Raw genomic sequence first — 17,412 nt, 5'->3', positions numbered from 1 at the left:
CGTTTCGCGCCCGAATTGAAGGAGGCACACATGGCTATCGTGAAGAAGGCATCCGCGCATTGGGAAGGTGACCTGAAAACCGGCATCGGCTCGATTTCCACCGAAACCGGCGTCCTGCGTGAAGCGCCCTACGGCTTCAAGGCCCGCTTCGAAGGCGGCAAGGGCACCAATCCGGAAGAACTGATCGGCGCCGCCCATGCGGGTTGTTTCTCCATGGCGTTTTCGATGATTCTCGGCGACGCCGGGCTCAAGGCCGACAGCATCGACACCCAGGCTGAGGTCACGCTGGATCAGGTGGACGGCGGCTTTGCAATCACCGCAGTGAAACTGATCCTCAAGGCAAAAATTCCGGGAGCGACCCAGGCGCAGTTCGAAGATCTGAGCAACAAGGCCAAGGAAGGTTGCCCGGTATCCAAGGTGCTGAATGCGAAGATCAGTCTCGACGCATCGCTGGACAGCTGACTGCCTTGAGCCGGATCAGAACCCGCCAGGCAAAAGTGTGGTCGAATAAATGACAGCAGCTTTCGCGCATCTTCGTGCGCGCTGCTTCGATGGAGCTTCAACCATGAAACGTTTTGCCTTGGCGGTTATCTGTGGCGTGCTGGCAACGTCGGCCTTCGCAGCGCCCAAAGATTGCGAAGAACTCAAGCAAGAGATCGAAATCAAGATTCAGGCGAATGCCGTGCCCTCCTATACCCTGGAGATAGTTTCCAAAGAGGAGGCGGAAAAACACGACATCGCCATGATCGTCGGCACCTGCGACAACGGCACCAAAGCCATCATCTATCAGAAGAACGACCGCTGATACTCCTCAGATGATGCAATTGACTTCGCGATCCTCGGCGACGATTTCCCGCCTGTCGTTGTAAAGGCGGGCACTCGGGGTGAATGCCAGAGAGCGGCCTTCCAGCCTGTAACGCTGCCCTGCCTCGAAATGATCGTAGCGGATGGTCAGGTAGCACAGGCGCTCCACAGGGCCGGTCATCAGGCTGCCGCCTCCGCCGAACACTTCAAAGTCGAAACGCACCCGCAACTCATGGCTGCCGGGCGTAACCTGAAAGAAACGCCCATCAGTCAGTCGCTGGTTGTCGAGACGCTCGGCCATCAGCAACTTACCGCCCGGGGACGGCGTGGAGAACTCGACCCAGGCCATGTTCGGATCGACAGGGGGCAACGGTGTCTGGCAACCGGCGAGCAGGCTGGCGGCGAGCAACAGCATCAACGTGCGCATGATGGATGTCCGTGAGTTCGGACCTCCAGCATAACGCCGATCAGGTTCGCTGGCAGCCCGCCGGCGTGCCCTGGCCCACCACGTTGCGTTGTTGATCGTAGAGTTTGGCCCACGGGCGGAAACCGATGCTTCCCGCCTGCAACTGATAACGCTGGCCAGCGTTGAAATCCTTGAATTTCACGTTCAACTGACAGTCACGCCAAAGCGGCTCGGCATCCGGGCCGATGTTGGTCGCCTCGACCGGGAATTGATAACGCACCCTCAGCTCATGGCTGCCGGGCTGCACTTCGAAGTAACGATGATCGACGGCAGCCTTGTCGTCGACTTCCAGCGCCTGCAGCGCCGTGTCCTGTTGCCGGGCATCCAGATCGATCCAGGCCTGCGAGGGGTCAGGGGTCGGCATTCCGAATCCGGCACAACCGGCCAGCGTCAGCACGCTTCCTGTCAGTATCAACATGCGCATAGCGGAGCTCCAATGGGCGGGATAGTCTTGGGCAGACTTTCCGGGGGATTTCTTATTTTGATCAGGCCGCTTCCAAGCCATGGGTTACTTGATCGCGTTTTGCGGATTTTGTTTCCGGGTGTGATGATTTTGTTGCTCAACGGTTGCTCAAGCCTGAGCTATTACAGCCAGCTGGCCAGCGGTCAGCTGCAGCTTTTGCGGGCGCGGGAGCCGGTGGCCAAGGTGATCGCCGACCCGGCTCGCGATGCCAAACTGCGCACTCATCTGGCCCAGTCACAAAAAGCCCGGGCCTTCGCCAGCGAACACTTGCACCTGCCGGACAACCAAAGCTATCGCCTCTACGCCGACATCGGTCGGCCGTTTGTCGTGTGGAATGTGTTCGCCACCCCGGAGTTTTCCCTGAGCCCGCAGAACCATTGCTTCCCGATTGCCGGCTGCGTGGCCTACCGCGGCTATTACAGCCAGAGCGCGGCGCGGGGCGAGGCCGCGATTCAGCGCCTGCAAGGCATGGACGTGTCGATCGGCGGCGTCGAGGCCTACTCGACCCTGGGCTGGTTCAACGACCCGATCCTCAATTCGATGATGGGCTGGGGCGACGAGCGTCTGGCGACGCTGATCTTCCACGAACTGGCCCACCAGCGCTTCTATGTGAAGGACGACACCGAGTTCAACGAGTCCTTCGCGACCTTCGTCGAGCAGGAAGGTACGCGGCAGTGGCGAGCGTTTCGGGGCTTACCCCCGGAAAACGACTCGAAGCTCAAGCAGCGGGATCAGTTCATTCAGCTGATCCTCGACACCCGTTCACGCCTCGAAAAACTCTATGCACAACCATTGGCGACAGCGCAGATGCGCGAGCGCAAGGCGGCGGAGTTCGAACGGTTTCGACACGACTACCGAACAATGCGCGATAGCCAGTGGGCCGGCGACAAACGCTATGACGCCTGGGTCAATGCGCCGTTGAACAACGCGCGGCTGTTGCCGTTCGGGCTGTATGACCAGTGGGTGCCGGCGTTTGCGGCGTTGTTCAGGCAGGTCGATGGGGATTGGGTCAGGTTTTACACAGAAGTCGAGAAGTTGGGTGGCTTGCCAGTCGTTGAGCGTAAGTCGGCTCTGAAAGTGCTGGCAGGCTCATAAATCTACTGCGGCTTTTTGGCCCCATCGCGAGCAGGCTCGCTCCCACAGGAAACCGAGTTCCGGTACTGAAACGCGGTCACTGTGGGAGCGGGCTTGCTCGCGAAGGCTATCTGATCAGCGCTGCAAAAATGCCTGATGCAACTGATCCAAAGTCTCGAAGTGATAAGCCGGCGCCTCGGCATTCAACTCTTCAAAACTGCCAAACCCATAACCAACAGCCGCTGCATCCAGACCGTTGCTGCGAGCACCGATCAGGTCATGCTTGCGGTCACCGATCATCAGCGTGCTGGCCGGGTCCAGCCCTTCCTCGGCGATCAGGTGGGCAATCAGCTCGACCTTGTTGGTGCGAGTGCCGTCCAGTTCGCTGCCGTAGATCACCTTGAAGTGTCTGGCAAAATCAAAATACCGGGCGATTTCCCGGGCGAACACCCACGGCTTCGACGTCGCGATATACAGCTGCCGGCCCTGGCCGCTCAGGGTTTCCAGCAACGGCGTGACGCCTTCGAACACCCGGTTCTCGTACAGGCCGGTGACCTTGAAGCGCTCGCGGTAGAAATTCACCGCCTCCCACGCCTTCGCTTCATCAAAACCATAAAACTGCATGAACGCCTGCAACAGCGGCGGGCCGATGAAGTGTTCCAGCTTGGTCAGGTCCGGCTCATCGATGCCGAGTTTGCTCAAGGCGAACTGGATGGAACGGGTGATGCCCTCACGCGGATCGGTGAGAGTGCCGTCGAGGTCGAACAGTACGGTCTGGTAATGCATGAAAAATCCCGGGCGGTAGAGAGAAAAGTCAGAGCTGGTCATAGCCTTCAGCCAGATGCAGGTCCTTGAGCTTCACGTAGTTCGCCGCGCTGTAGGTGAAAAAGGCGTTTTCCTTGTCGGTCAGCGGACGAACCTGTTTCACCGGACTGCCCACGTACAGAAATCCGCTTTCCAGGCGCTTGCCCGGCGGCACCAGGCTGCCGGCGCCGATGATCACGTCGTCCTCGACCACCGCGCCGTCCATCACGATGCTGCCCATGCCGATCAATACGCGGCTGCCGACGGTGCAGCCGTGCAGCATGACCTTGTGGGCGATGGTCACGTCATCGCCGATCAGCAGCGGGAAGCCGTCCGGGTTGAACGGGCCGGCGTGGGTGATGTGCAACACGCAGCCGTCCTGCACGCTGGTGCGCGCACCGATGCGGATGCGGTGCATGTCGCCGCGGATCACGGTCAGCGGCCACACGGAGCTGTCTTCGCCGATTTCGACGTCGCCGATCACCACCGCCGAGCCGTCGACAAAAGCGCCTTTGCTCAAGCGTGGGGTTTGATTCTGGTACTTGCGAAGGGACACGATTAGTTCTCTCTCTGTCGCCGATAGCTGCGGTGGGTGTCGATTGTAATTAAGATGGGCGCATGTTTCTTCCAGCCAAGGTGCCAACCGTGAGCGTGAACAACCCTCTTCTGCAGTCCTACGACCTGCCGCCGTTCTCCGCGATCCGTGCCGAACACGTGCAGCCGGCCATCGAAACCATCCTGGCCGACAACCGCGCCGCCATCGCCGAAATCCTCAAGACCCAGGGCCAGAACCCGACCTGGGCCGGGCTGGTGCTGGCGATGGACGAACTCAATGATCGCCTGGGCGCCGCCTGGAGCCCGGTCAGCCACCTCAATGCCGTGTGCAACAGCGCCGAACTGCGTGAAGCCTACGAGTCGTGCCTGCCGGCATTGAGCGCCTATTCCACCGAGATGGGTCAGAACCGCGAGCTGTTCCAGGCTTATGAAGCCCTGGCCAACAGCCCGGAAGCCGCCGGTTTCGACGTGGCGCAGAAAACCATTCTGGAACATGCCCTGCGCGATTTCCGCCTGTCGGGTATCGACCTGCCGGAAGCCGAACAGAAACGCTACGCCGAAGTACAGAGCAAGCTGTCCGAGCTGGGCAGCCGCTTCTCCAACCAGTTGCTCGACGCCACCCAGGCCTGGACCAAGCACCTGACCGACGAAGCCGCCCTCGCCGGCCTGACCGATTCGGCCAAGGCGCAAATGGCTGCTGCCGCCCAGGCCAAAGGCCTCGACGGCTGGCTGATCACCCTGGAATTCCCGAGCTACTACGCGGTGATGACCTACGCCCAGGACCGTGCGCTGCGTGAAGAAGTCTACGCCGCCTACTGCACCCGTGCGTCGGATCAAGGCCCGAACGCCGGCCAGAACGACAATGGCCCGGTGATGGGCGAAATCCTCGACCTGCGTCAGGAACTGGCCAAACTGCTCGGTTTCTCCAGCTTCTCCGAACTGAGTCTGGCGACCAAAATGGCCGAGTCCAGCGATCAGGTGCTGAGCTTCCTGCGCGATCTGGCCAAACGCAGTAAACCGTTCGCCGCCCAGGATCTGCAACAGCTCAAGGCTTACGCCGCCGAGCAGGGCTGCGCCGATCTGCAAAGCTGGGACAGCGGTTTCTACGGTGAAAAACTCCGTGAACAACGTTACAGCGTGGCTCAGGAAACCCTGCGCGCCTACTTCCCGATCGACAAAGTGCTGGGCGGCCTGTTCGCTATTGTTCAGCGTCTATACGGCATCGAGATCGCCGAACTGAAAGGCTTCGACACCTGGCACCCGGATGTACGCCTGTTCGAAATCAAGGAAAACGGCCAGCACGTTGGCCGCTTCTTCTTCGACCTCTATGCCCGCGCCAACAAGCGTGGCGGCGCGTGGATGGACGGCGCCCGCGACCGTCGCCGCACCGTCGACGGCGTGCTGCAAAGCCCGGTAGCCAACCTGGTGTGCAACTTCACCCCGGCCGACAGCGGCAAACCTGCACTGCTGACCCACGATGAAGTGACTACCCTGTTCCACGAATTCGGCCATGGCCTGCATCACCTGCTGACCCGCGTCGAGCATGCCGGCGTGTCCGGCATCAACGGCGTGGCGTGGGATGCGGTCGAGCTGCCGAGCCAGTTCATGGAAAACTGGTGCTGGGAGCCGGAAGGCCTCGCGCTGATTTCCGGCCACTACGAAACCGGCGAGCCGCTACCGCAGGATCTGCTGGAAAAAATGCTCGCGGCGAAGAACTTCCAGTCCGGCCTGATGATGGTGCGCCAACTGGAGTTCTCGCTGTTCGACTTCGAACTGCACGCCACCCACGGTGACGGCCGCAGCGTCGCGCAGGTGCTCGAAGGCGTGCGCAACGAAGTCTCGGTGATGCGTCCTCCGGCCTACAACCGCTTCCCGAACAGCTTTGCCCACATCTTCGCCGGCGGTTACGCGGCGGGTTACTACAGCTACAAGTGGGCGGAAGTGCTGTCGGCGGATGCCTTCTCCAAATTCGAAGAAGACGGCGTGCTGAATGCCGACACCGGTCGCGCCTTCCGCGAAGCGATCCTCGCCCGCGGTGGTTCGCAGGCGCCGATGGTGCTGTTCGTCGACTTCCGTGGCCGTGAGCCGTCGATTGACGCACTCTTGCGCCACAGCGGCCTGAGTGAGGACGCGGCAGCATGAGTGAGGCACCCGTGAAGACCAAAAAACGCTTTATCGCCGGGGCGGTCTGCCCGGCGTGCAGCGAGCCGGACAAACTGATGATGTGGAGCGAGGACGATGTCCCGCACCGTGAATGCGTGGCGTGCGGTTACAGCGACACGCTCAATGCCCAAGGGCTGTCGGTGCCGAAAGAGCTGGGCACGCGGGTCAACACCAGCGCGCTCAAGCCTGCCCCGGACAAGACGGTTCAGGCGGTGCAGTTCTTCCCGAATCCGAAGCTGAAGAAAAAGCCTGACGAGCAGCACTGATCCTCAACCACCTTCCCCGATTCGTCGGTGGAAGGTGGTATTGGCTTAACACCTGCCCCCCGCACTTGCTTCGTAGGCTGGCCCCTTTGCGCCACGCCTCGAAGGAAGCTGCCATGCCCGACACCAATCCCCTCCTGCAACATTGGACGCTGCCACCCTGGCCAGCGATTCGCGCCGAGCATCTCGTGCCGGCAGTCAACCGCATCATTGCCGACAATCGACACATCATCGCCCAAGTGATCGCCAGTCAGTCCGAACATCCCGGCTGGGACGATCTGGTGCTGAGCATCGACGAAGCCGATGCCCGCCTCGGTGAAGTCCGCTCGATTCTCGAAACGTTGTCGATGGTCAGGTCCGACGATCCCACCTGGCTCGTGGAAAGCGCCAAGGCGCATCTGGCGATCAATCAGTATCGCTCTGAAAAAGCCCGCAATCGCCGGTTGTACGAGACCTATCAGCGTTTGGCGCAGAGTTCGATCGCCGGCAGTTTCGATGAGTCGCGCAACATCGCACTGGCGCGGATTCTGCGCCGATTCAAGCAGTCGGGCATCGAGCTTCCTACTGAACAGCAACAGGAGCTGGCGCGGTTGAACCTCGAGATCGGCGGGTTGGAGCACGTATTTCTGGACAACCTCGAGCGCTGGACCGAGGCGTGGAGCAAGCGTGTCGACGACATTGCGCTGCTCGCAGGCTTGTCGCCGGCGATGAAGGATCGTCTGGCGCGCGCCGCACGCGAGGCCGGGCATGACGGCTGGCTGATCCGGCTGGAGCAGAACACCTGCCAGCACATTCTCAAGTACGCCGAGAACCGCGCCTTGCGTGAGGAATGCTACGTAGCCTACATGACCCGCGCCTCCGATCAGGGCCCACTGGCCGGTCGCTTCGATAACGGCCCGGTGCTGACCAAGCTGCTTGCCTTGCGCCAGCAGAAAGCCCGTTTGCTCGGCCACGAAAACGCCGCGCAACTGAGTCTGGCCAAACACAGCGCCGGGACGACGGCGTGGGTCAGTGGTTTTCTCCAGCGTCAGGCGGCGCAGCTGGCACCTGCCCTCGCGCAGGATGCAGAACAACTGGCGGCCTTTGCGCAGCAATGCGGGATCGACCGGGTCCAGCCGTGGGATGAAGACTTCCTCGCCGAACAATGGCGCCAGCAGCAGTTTCCCGGCGCACTGGAAAACCTGCGTGATTACTTCCCACTGGAGGGCACCCTGCGCAGGCTCTTTCTGTTCTGTGAACGGATGTTCGGGATCCGCATCGTCGAGCAGTCCGGCGGCGGGCATTGGCATGACGATGTGCGCCTGCTGGAAATCAGCGAGCATGAACAGGTCATCGGCTACATCTACCTTGACCCGTTTCACCGCGACAAGGCGGTGGACTTCCCCGGCACCACCACACTGCGCAATCGCCGGATCAACGCCGAAGGTCGCCCGGCGCTGCCGATTGCCCTGCTCCACAGCAATTTCACACCGCCCACCGATACCCATCCGTGCCGCCTCGAAATCGACGATCTTCGGGTGCTTTTCCATGAGTTTGGCCACTGCCTCCAGCACGTGTTGACGCGTTCGCCCCATTACACGCTGTCCGGCATCCTGCAATTGGGGCATGAAGCGGCAGAGTTTTCCGGGCAATTGTTTGAGCAATGGTGTCAGTCGCGCGAGTTTGTGCTGTGGCTCGGTGCCCATTTTCAAACCGGCGAGCGCTTGAGCGCCGCACGGGTCGACGCGGCTCTGTCAGCCAGTCAGGCCCATTCCAGCCGGCAACAGGCCTTGTTGCTGATGGGGGCGATGATTGACTTCGAACTGCACTTGACCCACGGCGATGGACGCTCGGTCGAAGAGGTTTGCAACGATGTGCAGCGCACTCTGACTCATCTGCAATTACCGGACGATCACCGGTTCGCCAATGGTTTCGATTACATGGTGACCCAGTACGACGCTTCGGTTTACGCCTATGTCTGGTCGAACATGCTGGCCCAGGAAGCATTCAAGCGCTTCAGCCGCGACTGGGTGTTCAACGCGCAGACCGGTCGTGAGTTTCGCGCAACGTTCTTTACACCGGGTGCGGGGCGTCCGCTCCTGGATGCGGTTGAAGCGTTCATCGGCCGGCCAGTCGCCGGCCTCGTTAATGAGGAGGCCGGAAGGGTTACTTCAGATTGACCGTCTGAAACCAGCTCTTCATCGAGCACGTAGCAAACGCGCTGGTACTGCAATCGCCATTGGCCAGCGCGGTGCGCAACTTGTCGACATCGACCTGCATCACGTAACGCACGCTGTCGCGGAAGTGACCACTTTCACCAAAGCCGCCCTGGGTCATTTCGTTCAGGGCATCCTCCTTGCTCCAGCCCTGCACAACGATCCGGTACATCGCCGCCATCAGGCCGGTGCGATCGGAGCCATGCTTGCAGTGCATCAACACCGGGCCGTCGGCTTCGGCGGCTTGAATCGCACGCAGGGTCTTGAGCACATCACTGTCGTCCACGTGATTGGTGCGATAGGGCAATTGCACCTGATGGATACCGGGGGCCTTCAGCCAGCTGGAATCCGCTTCCGGCAGAAAATTGATGACGGTGGCCACCTTCAGGTTGTTCAGCAACGGCACCGCACCGTCATCAGGGAGCGCGCTGCGATACAGCGTGGGCGACATCTGGAACAGGTTGTATTGCACCTCTACCGGTTGCGCCCACTCGACGGGACGGGAAGCCGGGGTTTGCGCGGCCTGAGCTGGACTCCAGCTGAACAGGGCCAGCAGCGATAAACAGAAAGCGGAGGAAAAACGCGTCAGGAACATGCTTTACGGCGACCGTGTGGGTTTCGTCAGTGAAGGCCGCAGCTTGCGAGCTTCGCGGTCAAATCCGCGTGAGGCGCTTGTAAAAGAATCGTGAATACCGCGATTCCCTTGATCGAAAAGCGCTGTTTTTTTGGCTGAATCGGTTCATCCGGTTGCTTAGCCTGCTACCATTTGTCACATCATGTTGCAGACGCGTCCCCTTTCTCCCGGTCATTCCGGCCACGTCGCAGCCAGAAAATTCTTGAGCCGTTCGCAGAAACGGCTGACAACCATCAATGCCTGATGAGGTGCATCCCCATGTCTGATGAAGATCGAGACAACCCGCGGCGTGAGTTTTTGCGCAAATCCCTGACCCTGATTCCAGTGGTTACCCTCGCCGGCAGCGGACTCGGCAGCACCGTGCTGCAAGCCGCGCCGGAAAGTGCGCCTGCCACGCCCCCGGCGAAACCGGCCGCCGGTGAAGCCAGTACCTATCAGCCAAGCTATTTCACTGCCGAAGAGTGGGCGTTCATCAATGCCGCCGTCGCGCAATTGATCCCCAACGACGCACAAGGCCCAGGTGCACTCGAAGCTGGCGTGCCGGAATACATCGACCGTCAGATGAACACCCCGTACGCCGCCGGTGCCCTTTGGTACATGCAGGGCCCGTTCAATGCCGACGCCGCGCCGGAGATGGGCTGGCAGAGCAAACTGGTCCCGAAAGAAATCTATCGTCTCGGCATCGCCGCCACGGATCAGTGGGCAAAATCCATCAACGGTAAAACATTTGCCGAGCAAGACAGCGCTACCCGAGACGATCTGCTCAAGCAGCTCGAAGCCGGGAAACCGCAATTCGACAGCGTTCCGGCGAAGATTTTCTTCAGCCTGCTGCTGCAAAACACCAAGGAAGGGTTCTTCTGCGACCCGATCCATGGCGGCAATAAAGGCATGGTCGGCTGGACCATGATCGGATTCCCCGGCGCCCGCGCCGATTTCATGGATTGGGTGGAACGCAACGAGCAGTACCCCTTCCCGGCAGTTTCGATTCGCGGCGAGAGGGCGTGAGCATGGCAACGGTAATGAAAAAGGTCGACGCAGTGATCGTCGGTTTCGGCTGGACGGGCGCGATCATGGCCAAGGAGCTCACCGAAGCGGGGCTGAACGTGCTGGCATTGGAACGCGGGCCGATGCAGGACACTTACCCTGACGGCAACTATCCACAGGTGATCGACGAACTCACCTACAGCGTGCGGAAAAAACTCTTCCAGGACGTTTCCAAGGAAACCGTCACCATCCGCCACAGCATCAACGACATCGCCCTGCCGAATCGCCAGTTGGGCGCGTTCCTGCCCGGCAATGGCGTGGGCGGCGCCGGGCTGCACTGGTCGGGCGTGCACTTTCGAGTCGACCCGATCGAGTTGCGCATGCGCAGCCACTACGAAGAGCGCTACGGCAAAAGCTTCATCCCCAAGGACATGACCATCCAGGACTTCGGCGTCAGCTATGAAGAGCTGGAACCGTTCTTCGATTTCGCCGAAAAAGTCTTCGGCACCTCCGGCCAGGCCTGGACCGTGAAAGGACAACTGGTCGGCCAGGGCAAGGGCGGCAACCCGTACGCACCGGATCGCTCGAACCCGTTCCCGCTGGAAGCGCAGAAAAACACGGTTTCCGCACAGCTGTTCGGCAAAGCGGCTACCGAAGTCGGTTACAAACCCTACAACCTGCCTTCCGCCAATACTTCAGGGCCGTACACCAACCCCTACGGCGCGCAGATGGGCCCGTGCAATTTCTGCGGTTTCTGCAGCGGTTACGTTTGCTACATGTATTCCAAGGCGTCGCCGAACGTGAACATTCTGCCGGCGCTGAAGCCGCTGCCGAATTTCGAACTGCGGCCCAACGCCCACGTGCTGCGGGTCAACCTCGACAGTACGAAAACCAAAGCCACCGGCGTCACCTACGTCGACGGCCAGGGCCGCGAGATCGAACAACCGGCGGACCTGGTGATCCTCGGCGCATTCCAGTTGCACAACGTGCGTCTGATGCTGCTCTCCGGCATCGGCAAACCCTACGACCCGGTCAGCGGTGAAGGCGTGGTCGGGCGCAACTTCGCCTACCAGAACATGGCCACCATCAAGGCGTTCTTCGACAAGGACACCCACACCAACAACTTCATCGGCGCCGGCGGCAACGGTGTGGCGGTGGATGACTTCAACGCCGACAACTTCGACCACGGGCCTCACGGTTTCGTCGGTGGCTCGCCGATGTGGGTCAACCAGGCCGGCAGCCGACCGATCGCCGGCACCTCCAACCCGCCGGGCACCCCGGCCTGGGGCAGTGCGTGGAAACGCGCGACCGCCGATTACTACACCCACCAGGTGTCGATGGACGCCCACGGCGCACATCAGTCCTACCGTGGCAACTACCTCGATCTGGACCCGGTGTACCGCGATGCCTACGGCATGCCGCTGCTGCGGATGACGTTCGACTGGCAGGAAAACGACATCAAGATGAACCGCTTCATGGTCGAGAAAATGGGCAAGATCGCCGAAGCCATGGGCCCGAAAGCCATTGCCGTGATCGGCAAGAAAGTCGGCGACCACTTCAACAGCGCCTCGTACCAGACCACCCACCTCAACGGTGGCGCGATCATGGGCACCGATCCGAAGACCAGCGCGCTGAACCGCTACCTGCAGAGCTGGGACGTGCACAACGTGTTCGTTCCGGGTGCCTCGGCATTCCCGCAAGGGCTGGGTTACAACCCGACCGGGCTGGTCGCCGCGTTGACCTACTGGTCGGCGAAAGCGATTCGCGAGCAGTACCTGAAAAACCCCGGCCCGCTGGTTCAGGCTTAAGGAGCGATGACCATGAAGACTCTCGTTATCGCGACCCTCGCGCTGCTCGGCAGCACGGCCGCTCACGGCGCCGAAATTGATCAATCCTTGATCAAGCAAGGCGAATACCTCGCCCGTGCCGGCGACTGCGTGGCCTGCCACACGGCCAAGGATGGCAAGCCGTTCGCCGGTGGCCTGCCGATGGAAACCCCGATCGGCACAATTTACTCAACCAACATCACCCCGGATAAAACCGGTGTCGGTGACTACAGTTTCGAGGACTTCGACCAGGCCGTGCGCCATGGCGTGGCCAAAAACGGCACGACCCTGTACCCGGCGATGCCGTACCCGTCCTACGCCCGTGTCAGCGAAACCGACATGCGGGCGCTCTACGCCTACTTCATGCATGGCGTTGCACCGGTGGCGCAAGAGAACAAGGCCAGTGACATCCCGTGGCCATTGAGCATGCGCTGGCCGCTGATGGGCTGGCGCTGGCTGTTCGCGCCAAAGGTCGAGGACTACAAACCCGCGTCGGACGATGCCGTCGTCAGCCGTGGGGCGTATCTGGTGGAAGGCCTCGGACATTGCGGCGCCTGCCATACGCCACGGGCCCTGACCATGCAGGAAAAATCCCTGAGCGCGGCCGAAGGCAGCAGTTTTCTGTCAGGCAGCGCGCCGCTGGAGGGCTGGATCGCCAAAAGTTTGCGCGGCGACCACAAGGACGGTCTCGGCAGCTGGAGCGAAGGACAACTGGTGCAGTTTCTCAAGACCGGTCGCAGCGACCGCAGCGCAGTGTTCGGCGGCATGAGCGACGTGGTCACCCACAGCATGCAGTACATGACCGACGCCGACCTGACCGCGATTGCCCGTTACCTGAAATCGCTGCCGGCCAATGATCCTGCCGACCAGCCGCACCAGTACGACGAGAAAGCCGCCAAGGCCTTGTGGAACGGTGATGACAGTCAGCGTGGCGCATCGGTGTACATCGACAACTGCGCCGCCTGCCACCGCACCGACGGCCATGGCTACACCCGGGTGTTCCCGGCGTTGGCAGGTAATCCGGTGTTGCAATCGGACGACCCGACCTCGCTGATTCACATCGTGCTCAAGGGCGGCACTCTACCTGCGACGCACGCCGCGCCATCGACCTTCACCATGCCTGGCTTCGCCTGGCGTCTGTCGGATCAGGAAGTGGCGGATGTGGTGAGCTTCATCCGTGGCAGTTGGGGCAACAAGGGCGCGCCGGTCAAGGCCGCTGACGTGACCCAGTTGCGCAAGGACGATATGAAGCAAACCTCGAACGATGACCTCGGCCAGGTGACACAGCACAACTGACTGTTCGCCCAACGGCACTAGTCAGACCGACAACGCCTCGATACTGTATATGCACACAGTATCGAGGCATTGCCATGTCCACCCCTCTTCCTCCGCGCGGTCGCGGCACCGCCACCAACCCGCACAACCGCTTCGCGCCGAGTCGTTCGGTGGCCGAGGATGACGGCTGGTATCAGGAAGTGCCACTGACTCAGGGCACCGAAGTCAGCTTCGAAACCGCGAAGACCATCATCACCCGCAACACCTCGCCGGACCTGCCCTTCGACCGTTCGATCAACCCCTATCGCGGCTGCGAGCATGGCTGCATTTATTGCTATGCACGGCCCAGCCACGCTTATTGGGACATGTCGCCGGGGCTGGATTTCGAAACCAAACTGATCGCCAAAACCAACGCGGCACAGCTACTGGAAGAACAGCTGGGGAAAAAAGGCTATCAATGTGCGCCGATCAACCTTGGCTCCAACACCGATCCCTATCAGCCGATCGAACGCGAACACCGGATCACCCGCCAGACCCTCGAAGTACTGCTCCGCTACCGGCATCCGGTGACGATCGTCACCAAGGGCTCGCTGATCCTGCGCGACCTCGACCTGCTCACCGAACTGGCACAACAGCGGCTGGTGGCGGTGATGATCAGCCTGACCACCCTGAACGACGAACTCAAACGCATCCTCGAACCCCGCGCCGCCGCACCCAAGGCCCGGTTGCGGGCGATCCGGGTGATGCGCGAGGCGGGGATTCCTGTGGGCGTGCTGTGTTCGCCGATGATTCCGATGATCAACGACAGCGAAATCGAAAGCCTGCTGACCGAGGCCCACGCGGCCGGCGCCCAGAGCGCGGCCTACATGATGCTGCGCCTGCCGCTGGAGGTGGCGCCGCTGTTCGAGGAATGGCTTGAGGCGCACTACCCGCAACGTGCAGCGCATGTGCTGAGCCTGATCCGCCAAAGCCGTGGCGGCGAGCTGTACGACAGCCGTTTCGGTACCCGGATGCGCGGCGAGGGGCCGTTTGCCGACCTGCTCGCCCAGCGCTTCGCCAAAGCGATCAAGCACTTGGGACTCAATCACCGCGAAGGCTACAACCTCGACTGCACAGCCTTCTGTCCGCCGGGTCGTCAGATGGCGCTGATTTAGCGACAATTGGCCCATGGTTGAGAGGAAGGAATGCTTGACCCGGTTTACGCCGGTCACACATTTTGTGACCTGGAACACACGTTCTAGAGCGCTTGATTCAGTTTGAGTTAAGTTTCGGCAGTTACCTTGCTCATCGAGTGACTGACGGGTCGGGATGACCCGGATGTTCTAAACAGCCACTGGCTTCACACCGGAATACACGGGAACGACTCCCCGAATCCGCCAATGAGGATGAATCATGAGTGACAAGGATAAACAGCCGTTGGCTGCGTCGGCGCAAGCCGCCCCTGTGGCGGAATCCGCCGATGCAGCGTTGAAGCGTATCGTTGACGGCTTTTTGCATTTTCATCATGAGGTCTTTCCGCAGCAGGAAGAACTCTTCAAGAAACTCGCCACGGCCCAATCGCCACGGGCCATGTTCATCACCTGCGCCGACTCGCGCATCGTTCCTGAACTGATCACCCAGAGTTCGCCCGGCGATCTGTTCGTGACCCGTAACGTCGGCAACGTCGTGCCACCCTACGGCCAAATGAACGGCGGCGTTTCCACCGCCATCGAATACGCGGTACTGGCCCTCGGCGTGCAGCACATCATCATTTGCGGCCACTCCGACTGCGGCGCCATGCGTGCGGTACTCAATCCGGACAGCCTGGAAAAGATGCCGACGGTCAAAGCCTGGCTGCGCCACGCCGAAGTCGCGAAAACCATGGTGCATGACAACTGCAACTGCGCCGACGAAAAAGAAAGCATGCCGATCCTCACCGAGGAAAACGTCATCGCCCAACTGCAGCACTTGCGTACCCATCCTTCGGTAGCCTCGCGCATGGCGAACGGTCACCTGTTCATCCATGGCTGGGTCTACAACATCGAAACCAGCGAAATCAAAGCTTACGACGCGGATCAGGGATGCTTCCTGCCGCTCGACGGCAGCCATCCGATTCCGGTGGCGACGCCCAAAGCGCGCTTCTAAATCCTCCTAAAAATCCGTGTGGTTTGACGCCGGCCGCTGTTTCAGCGGCCAGGCCTTGCCACGCCTGAAGAAAACTTCGGGAGTATCGCCATGCGTGCGGCTCAATTGAAAGCTGTGTTGCCACGGGAGCTGCTCGCTTCAGTGGTTGTGTTTCTGGTCGCGTTGCCGCTGTGCATGGGCATTGCGATTGCTTCAGGGCTGCCACCGGCCAAAGGCCTGATCACCGGGATCATCGGAGGGCTGGTGGTGGGCTGGCTGGCGGGGTCGCCGTTGCAGGTCAGCGGTCCGGCGGCGGGTCTGGCGGTGCTGGTGTTCGAACTGGTGCGCCAGCACGGCATTGAAATGCTCGGGCCGATCCTGCTGCTCGCCGGTTTCCTGCAACTGGTAGCGGGACGCCTGAAGCTCGGATGCTGGTTCCGGGTCACGGCGCCAGCGGTGGTGTACGGCATGCTTGCCGGTATCGGTGTGCTGATCGTGCTGTCACAGGTGCATGTGATGCTTGACGCGTCACCGAAACCCTCTGGTCTGGACAATCTGACGGCATTCCCCGGCGCAGTGGCGCAGGCGTTGCCGTCCTTTGGCTGGCAGGCCGGGCTGCTCGGGCTGTCGACCATCGCGGTGATGTGGCTGTGGGAAAAATTCCGCCCGCATTCGCTGCGTTTCATTCCCGGCGCGCTGCTCGGGGTCGGGCTGGCGACAGGTGCCAGCCTTTTGCTGGCGCTGCAAGTGAAGCGGGTTGAAGTGCCGGCGAATCTGGCCGAAGCCATCGATTGGCTGAAACCGGCGGACCTGCTCAGCCTGGCCGACCCGACGCTGCTGATCGCCGCGTTCGCTGTCGCCTTCATCGCCAGCGCCGAAACCCTGCTGTCCGCCGCCGCGGTGGATCGCATGCACAGTGGCGCGCGTTCGGACTTCGACCGTGAGCTGTCGGCGCAAGGCGTCGGCAACATGCTCTGTGGTCTGGTCGGCGCGCTGCCGATGACCGGGGTGATCGTACGCAGTTCGGCCAACGTCCAGGCCGGCGCCACCACGCGCTACTCGACGATTTTCCATGGCCTGTGGCTGCTGGCGTTCGTGCTGTTGCTGTCGAGTGTACTGCAGAGCATTCCGGTGGCGAGTCTGGCGGGCGTTCTGGTCTACACCGGTTTCAAACTGGTGGATCTCAAGGCGTTCCGTGGTCTGGGGCGTTATGGCCGGATGCCGATGTTCACCTACGCCGCCACGGCGCTGGCGATCATCTTCACCGACCTGTTGACGGGCGTATTGATCGGTTTCGGCCTGACTTTGTTGAAACTGGCGTTCAAGGCCTCGCGCCTGAAAATCAGCCTGATCGATCTGCCGCAGGAAGGGGAAATGGAGTTGCGTCTGGTGGGCGCCGCGACGTTCCTCAAGGTGCCGGCGCTGACTCAGGTACTGGGCAGCATTCCACCGGGCACGACGGTGCACGTGCCGCTCAATAACCTGAGCTACATCGACCATTCGTGTCTGGAACTGCTCGAAGAGTGGGGCCGGGCGAATGCGGCCAAGGGGGCGAAACTGTTGATCGAGTCGCGTGGATTGAAGCGACGGCTCGAGGGGAGGATCCGCACCACCACCGGAATAGGTGCTGCTGGCTAAAAACCTGACGTGGAAATACCCCTGTGGGAGCGGGCTTGCTCGCGAAATCGGTGGATCAGTCGACATTAATTTTGACTGACACAGCGCTTTCGCGAGCAAGCCCGCTTGTATGTTTAGACTTGAAGGGGTGGGCGGGACTAAAAGCTCGATTCCGACTCTAGCCAG

17 protein-coding genes are annotated in these 17,412 nt (G+C 61.1%); 12 read left to right on the top strand and 5 right to left on the bottom strand.

Annotation, left to right across the window (positions count from 1 at the left end; translation table 11 throughout):
- Positions 1–30: 30 nt before the first annotated feature.
- Positions 31–462 carry an OsmC family protein gene (locus ACKUG4_RS27890; RefSeq protein WP_236187684.1) on the top strand — a complete coding sequence of 144 codons (432 nt, stop codon included), beginning with the start codon at positions 31–33 and terminating at the stop codon, positions 460–462.
- 103 nt (positions 463–565) lie between these two features.
- Entirely contained in the window at positions 566–805 is a 240-nt protein-coding gene (locus ACKUG4_RS27885; protein ID WP_007953935.1) for a DUF1161 domain-containing protein, read from the top strand.
- A 6-nt stretch (positions 806–811) separates the two neighbouring features.
- On the opposite strand, the gene ACKUG4_RS27880 is transcribed toward ACKUG4_RS27885, so the two are convergent.
- Entirely contained in the window at positions 812–1,231 is a 420-nt protein-coding gene (locus ACKUG4_RS27880) for a PA0061/PA0062 family lipoprotein (RefSeq protein ID WP_221398433.1), read from the bottom strand.
- A gap of 40 nt (positions 1,232–1,271) precedes the next feature.
- Positions 1,272–1,694, bottom strand: a complete 423-nt coding sequence (locus tag ACKUG4_RS27875; RefSeq protein ID WP_064592534.1) for a PA0061/PA0062 family lipoprotein — start codon at positions 1,692–1,694, stop codon at positions 1,272–1,274.
- A 57-nt stretch (positions 1,695–1,751) separates the two neighbouring features.
- On the opposite strand from ACKUG4_RS27875, the gene ACKUG4_RS27870 reads away from it, so the two are divergent.
- Entirely contained in the window at positions 1,752–2,828 is a 1,077-nt protein-coding gene (locus ACKUG4_RS27870) for an aminopeptidase (RefSeq protein ID WP_445435258.1), read from the top strand.
- 114 nt (positions 2,829–2,942) lie between these two features.
- Here the strand turns inward: ACKUG4_RS27870 and ACKUG4_RS27865 are convergent, their stop codons facing one another.
- Together ACKUG4_RS27865 and ACKUG4_RS27860 are read right to left on the bottom strand one after the other, a co-directional pair.
- Positions 2,943–3,593, bottom strand: a complete 651-nt coding sequence (locus tag ACKUG4_RS27865; protein ID WP_445435257.1) for an HAD family hydrolase — start codon at positions 3,591–3,593, stop codon at positions 2,943–2,945.
- A 28-nt stretch (positions 3,594–3,621) separates the two neighbouring features.
- A complete protein-coding gene (locus ACKUG4_RS27860) occupies positions 3,622–4,167 on the bottom strand; it encodes a gamma carbonic anhydrase family protein (protein WP_064592524.1) in 546 nt (181 codons plus the stop codon).
- A gap of 89 nt (positions 4,168–4,256) precedes the next feature.
- Between ACKUG4_RS27860 and prlC the strand changes: the two genes are divergently transcribed.
- The 3 genes from prlC (at position 4,257) to ACKUG4_RS27845 (ending at position 8,751) form a co-directional block, all read left to right on the top strand.
- Positions 4,257–6,308, top strand: coding sequence for an oligopeptidase A (gene prlC / locus ACKUG4_RS27855; RefSeq protein WP_236187679.1), 2,052 nt, complete (start codon positions 4,257–4,259; stop codon positions 6,306–6,308).
- Positions 6,305–6,595: a YheV family putative zinc ribbon protein gene (locus ACKUG4_RS27850; protein ID WP_007953955.1), complete on the top strand. Its 291-nt coding sequence runs from the start codon at positions 6,305–6,307 to the stop codon at positions 6,593–6,595. The genes prlC and ACKUG4_RS27850 overlap by 4 nt, the downstream gene beginning before the upstream one ends.
- A 113-nt stretch (positions 6,596–6,708) precedes the next feature.
- Positions 6,709–8,751: a M3 family metallopeptidase gene (locus tag ACKUG4_RS27845; protein ID WP_445435256.1), complete on the top strand. Its 2,043-nt coding sequence runs from the start codon at positions 6,709–6,711 to the stop codon at positions 8,749–8,751.
- Here ACKUG4_RS27845 and ACKUG4_RS27840 read toward each other — a convergent pair.
- Positions 8,738–9,382, bottom strand: coding sequence for a phosphatase domain-containing protein (locus tag ACKUG4_RS27840; RefSeq protein ID WP_221398427.1), 645 nt, complete (start codon positions 9,380–9,382; stop codon positions 8,738–8,740). The two genes, ACKUG4_RS27845 and ACKUG4_RS27840, sit on opposite strands and share 14 nt — an antisense overlap.
- Before the next feature lie 297 nt (positions 9,383–9,679).
- Here ACKUG4_RS27840 and ACKUG4_RS27835 point away from each other — a divergent pair, with 297 nt between their 5' ends.
- The 6 genes from ACKUG4_RS27835 (at position 9,680) to ACKUG4_RS27810 (ending at position 17,247) form a co-directional block, all read left to right on the top strand.
- The gene (locus ACKUG4_RS27835; protein ID WP_445435255.1) at positions 9,680–10,426 is read left to right on the top strand and encodes a gluconate 2-dehydrogenase subunit 3 family protein; all 747 of its coding nucleotides are present in this window, start codon (positions 9,680–9,682) and stop codon (positions 10,424–10,426) included.
- Between the two features lie 2 nt (positions 10,427–10,428).
- Positions 10,429–12,213: a GMC family oxidoreductase gene (locus ACKUG4_RS27830; protein WP_085613564.1), complete on the top strand. Its 1,785-nt coding sequence runs from the start codon at positions 10,429–10,431 to the stop codon at positions 12,211–12,213.
- 12 nt (positions 12,214–12,225) lie between these two features.
- Positions 12,226–13,527, top strand: coding sequence for a c-type cytochrome (locus ACKUG4_RS27825; RefSeq protein ID WP_445435254.1), 1,302 nt, complete (start codon positions 12,226–12,228; stop codon positions 13,525–13,527).
- A 74-nt stretch (positions 13,528–13,601) separates the two neighbouring features.
- Positions 13,602–14,660 (top strand): PA0069 family radical SAM protein, encoded by a 1,059-nt coding sequence (locus tag ACKUG4_RS27820; protein ID WP_445435253.1) that lies wholly within the window; start codon positions 13,602–13,604, stop codon positions 14,658–14,660.
- Between the two features lie 238 nt (positions 14,661–14,898).
- Positions 14,899–15,630, top strand: a complete 732-nt coding sequence (locus ACKUG4_RS27815; RefSeq protein ID WP_064592510.1) for a carbonic anhydrase — start codon at positions 14,899–14,901, stop codon at positions 15,628–15,630.
- Between the two features lie 90 nt (positions 15,631–15,720).
- Complete coding sequence (locus ACKUG4_RS27810) at positions 15,721–17,247, top strand: SulP family inorganic anion transporter (RefSeq protein ID WP_064592507.1); 1,527 nt, start codon at positions 15,721–15,723, stop codon at positions 17,245–17,247.
- Positions 17,248–17,412 lie beyond the last annotated feature (165 nt).

The sequence above is a fragment of the Candidatus Pseudomonas auctus genome (assembly GCF_048654275.1).
In the GTDB taxonomy this organism is placed as follows: Bacteria; Pseudomonadota; Gammaproteobacteria; order Pseudomonadales; family Pseudomonadaceae; genus Aquipseudomonas; species Aquipseudomonas pharyngis.
This window is presented reverse-complemented; position numbering and strand designations above follow the sequence as displayed.

What these genes read in the sequence shown, in the direction of transcription:
- ACKUG4_RS27890 (WP_236187684.1), top strand. Translation starts at nt 31, where the DNA reads ATGGCTATCGTGAAGAAGGCATCCGCGCATTGGGAAGGTGACCTGAAA.
- ACKUG4_RS27885 (WP_007953935.1), top strand. Translation starts at nt 566, where the DNA reads ATGAAACGTTTTGCCTTGGCGGTTATCTGTGGCGTGCTGGCAACGTCG.
- ACKUG4_RS27880 (WP_221398433.1), bottom strand. Translation starts at nt 1,231, where the DNA reads ATGCGCACGTTGATGCTGTTGCTCGCCGCCAGCCTGCTCGCCGGTTGC.
- ACKUG4_RS27875 (WP_064592534.1), bottom strand. Translation starts at nt 1,694, where the DNA reads ATGCGCATGTTGATACTGACAGGAAGCGTGCTGACGCTGGCCGGTTGT.
- ACKUG4_RS27865 (WP_445435257.1), bottom strand. Translation starts at nt 3,593, where the DNA reads ATGCATTACCAGACCGTACTGTTCGACCTCGACGGCACTCTCACCGAT.
- ACKUG4_RS27850 (WP_007953955.1), top strand. Translation starts at nt 6,305, where the DNA reads ATGAGTGAGGCACCCGTGAAGACCAAAAAACGCTTTATCGCCGGGGCG.
- ACKUG4_RS27845 (WP_445435256.1), top strand. Translation starts at nt 6,709, where the DNA reads ATGCCCGACACCAATCCCCTCCTGCAACATTGGACGCTGCCACCCTGG.
- ACKUG4_RS27840 (WP_221398427.1), bottom strand. Translation starts at nt 9,382, where the DNA reads ATGTTCCTGACGCGTTTTTCCTCCGCTTTCTGTTTATCGCTGCTGGCC.
- ACKUG4_RS27835 (WP_445435255.1), top strand. Translation starts at nt 9,680, where the DNA reads ATGTCTGATGAAGATCGAGACAACCCGCGGCGTGAGTTTTTGCGCAAA.
- ACKUG4_RS27830 (WP_085613564.1), top strand. Translation starts at nt 10,429, where the DNA reads ATGGCAACGGTAATGAAAAAGGTCGACGCAGTGATCGTCGGTTTCGGC.
- ACKUG4_RS27825 (WP_445435254.1), top strand. Translation starts at nt 12,226, where the DNA reads ATGAAGACTCTCGTTATCGCGACCCTCGCGCTGCTCGGCAGCACGGCC.
- ACKUG4_RS27820 (WP_445435253.1), top strand. Translation starts at nt 13,602, where the DNA reads ATGTCCACCCCTCTTCCTCCGCGCGGTCGCGGCACCGCCACCAACCCG.
- ACKUG4_RS27815 (WP_064592510.1), top strand. Translation starts at nt 14,899, where the DNA reads ATGAGTGACAAGGATAAACAGCCGTTGGCTGCGTCGGCGCAAGCCGCC.
- ACKUG4_RS27810 (WP_064592507.1), top strand. Translation starts at nt 15,721, where the DNA reads ATGCGTGCGGCTCAATTGAAAGCTGTGTTGCCACGGGAGCTGCTCGCT.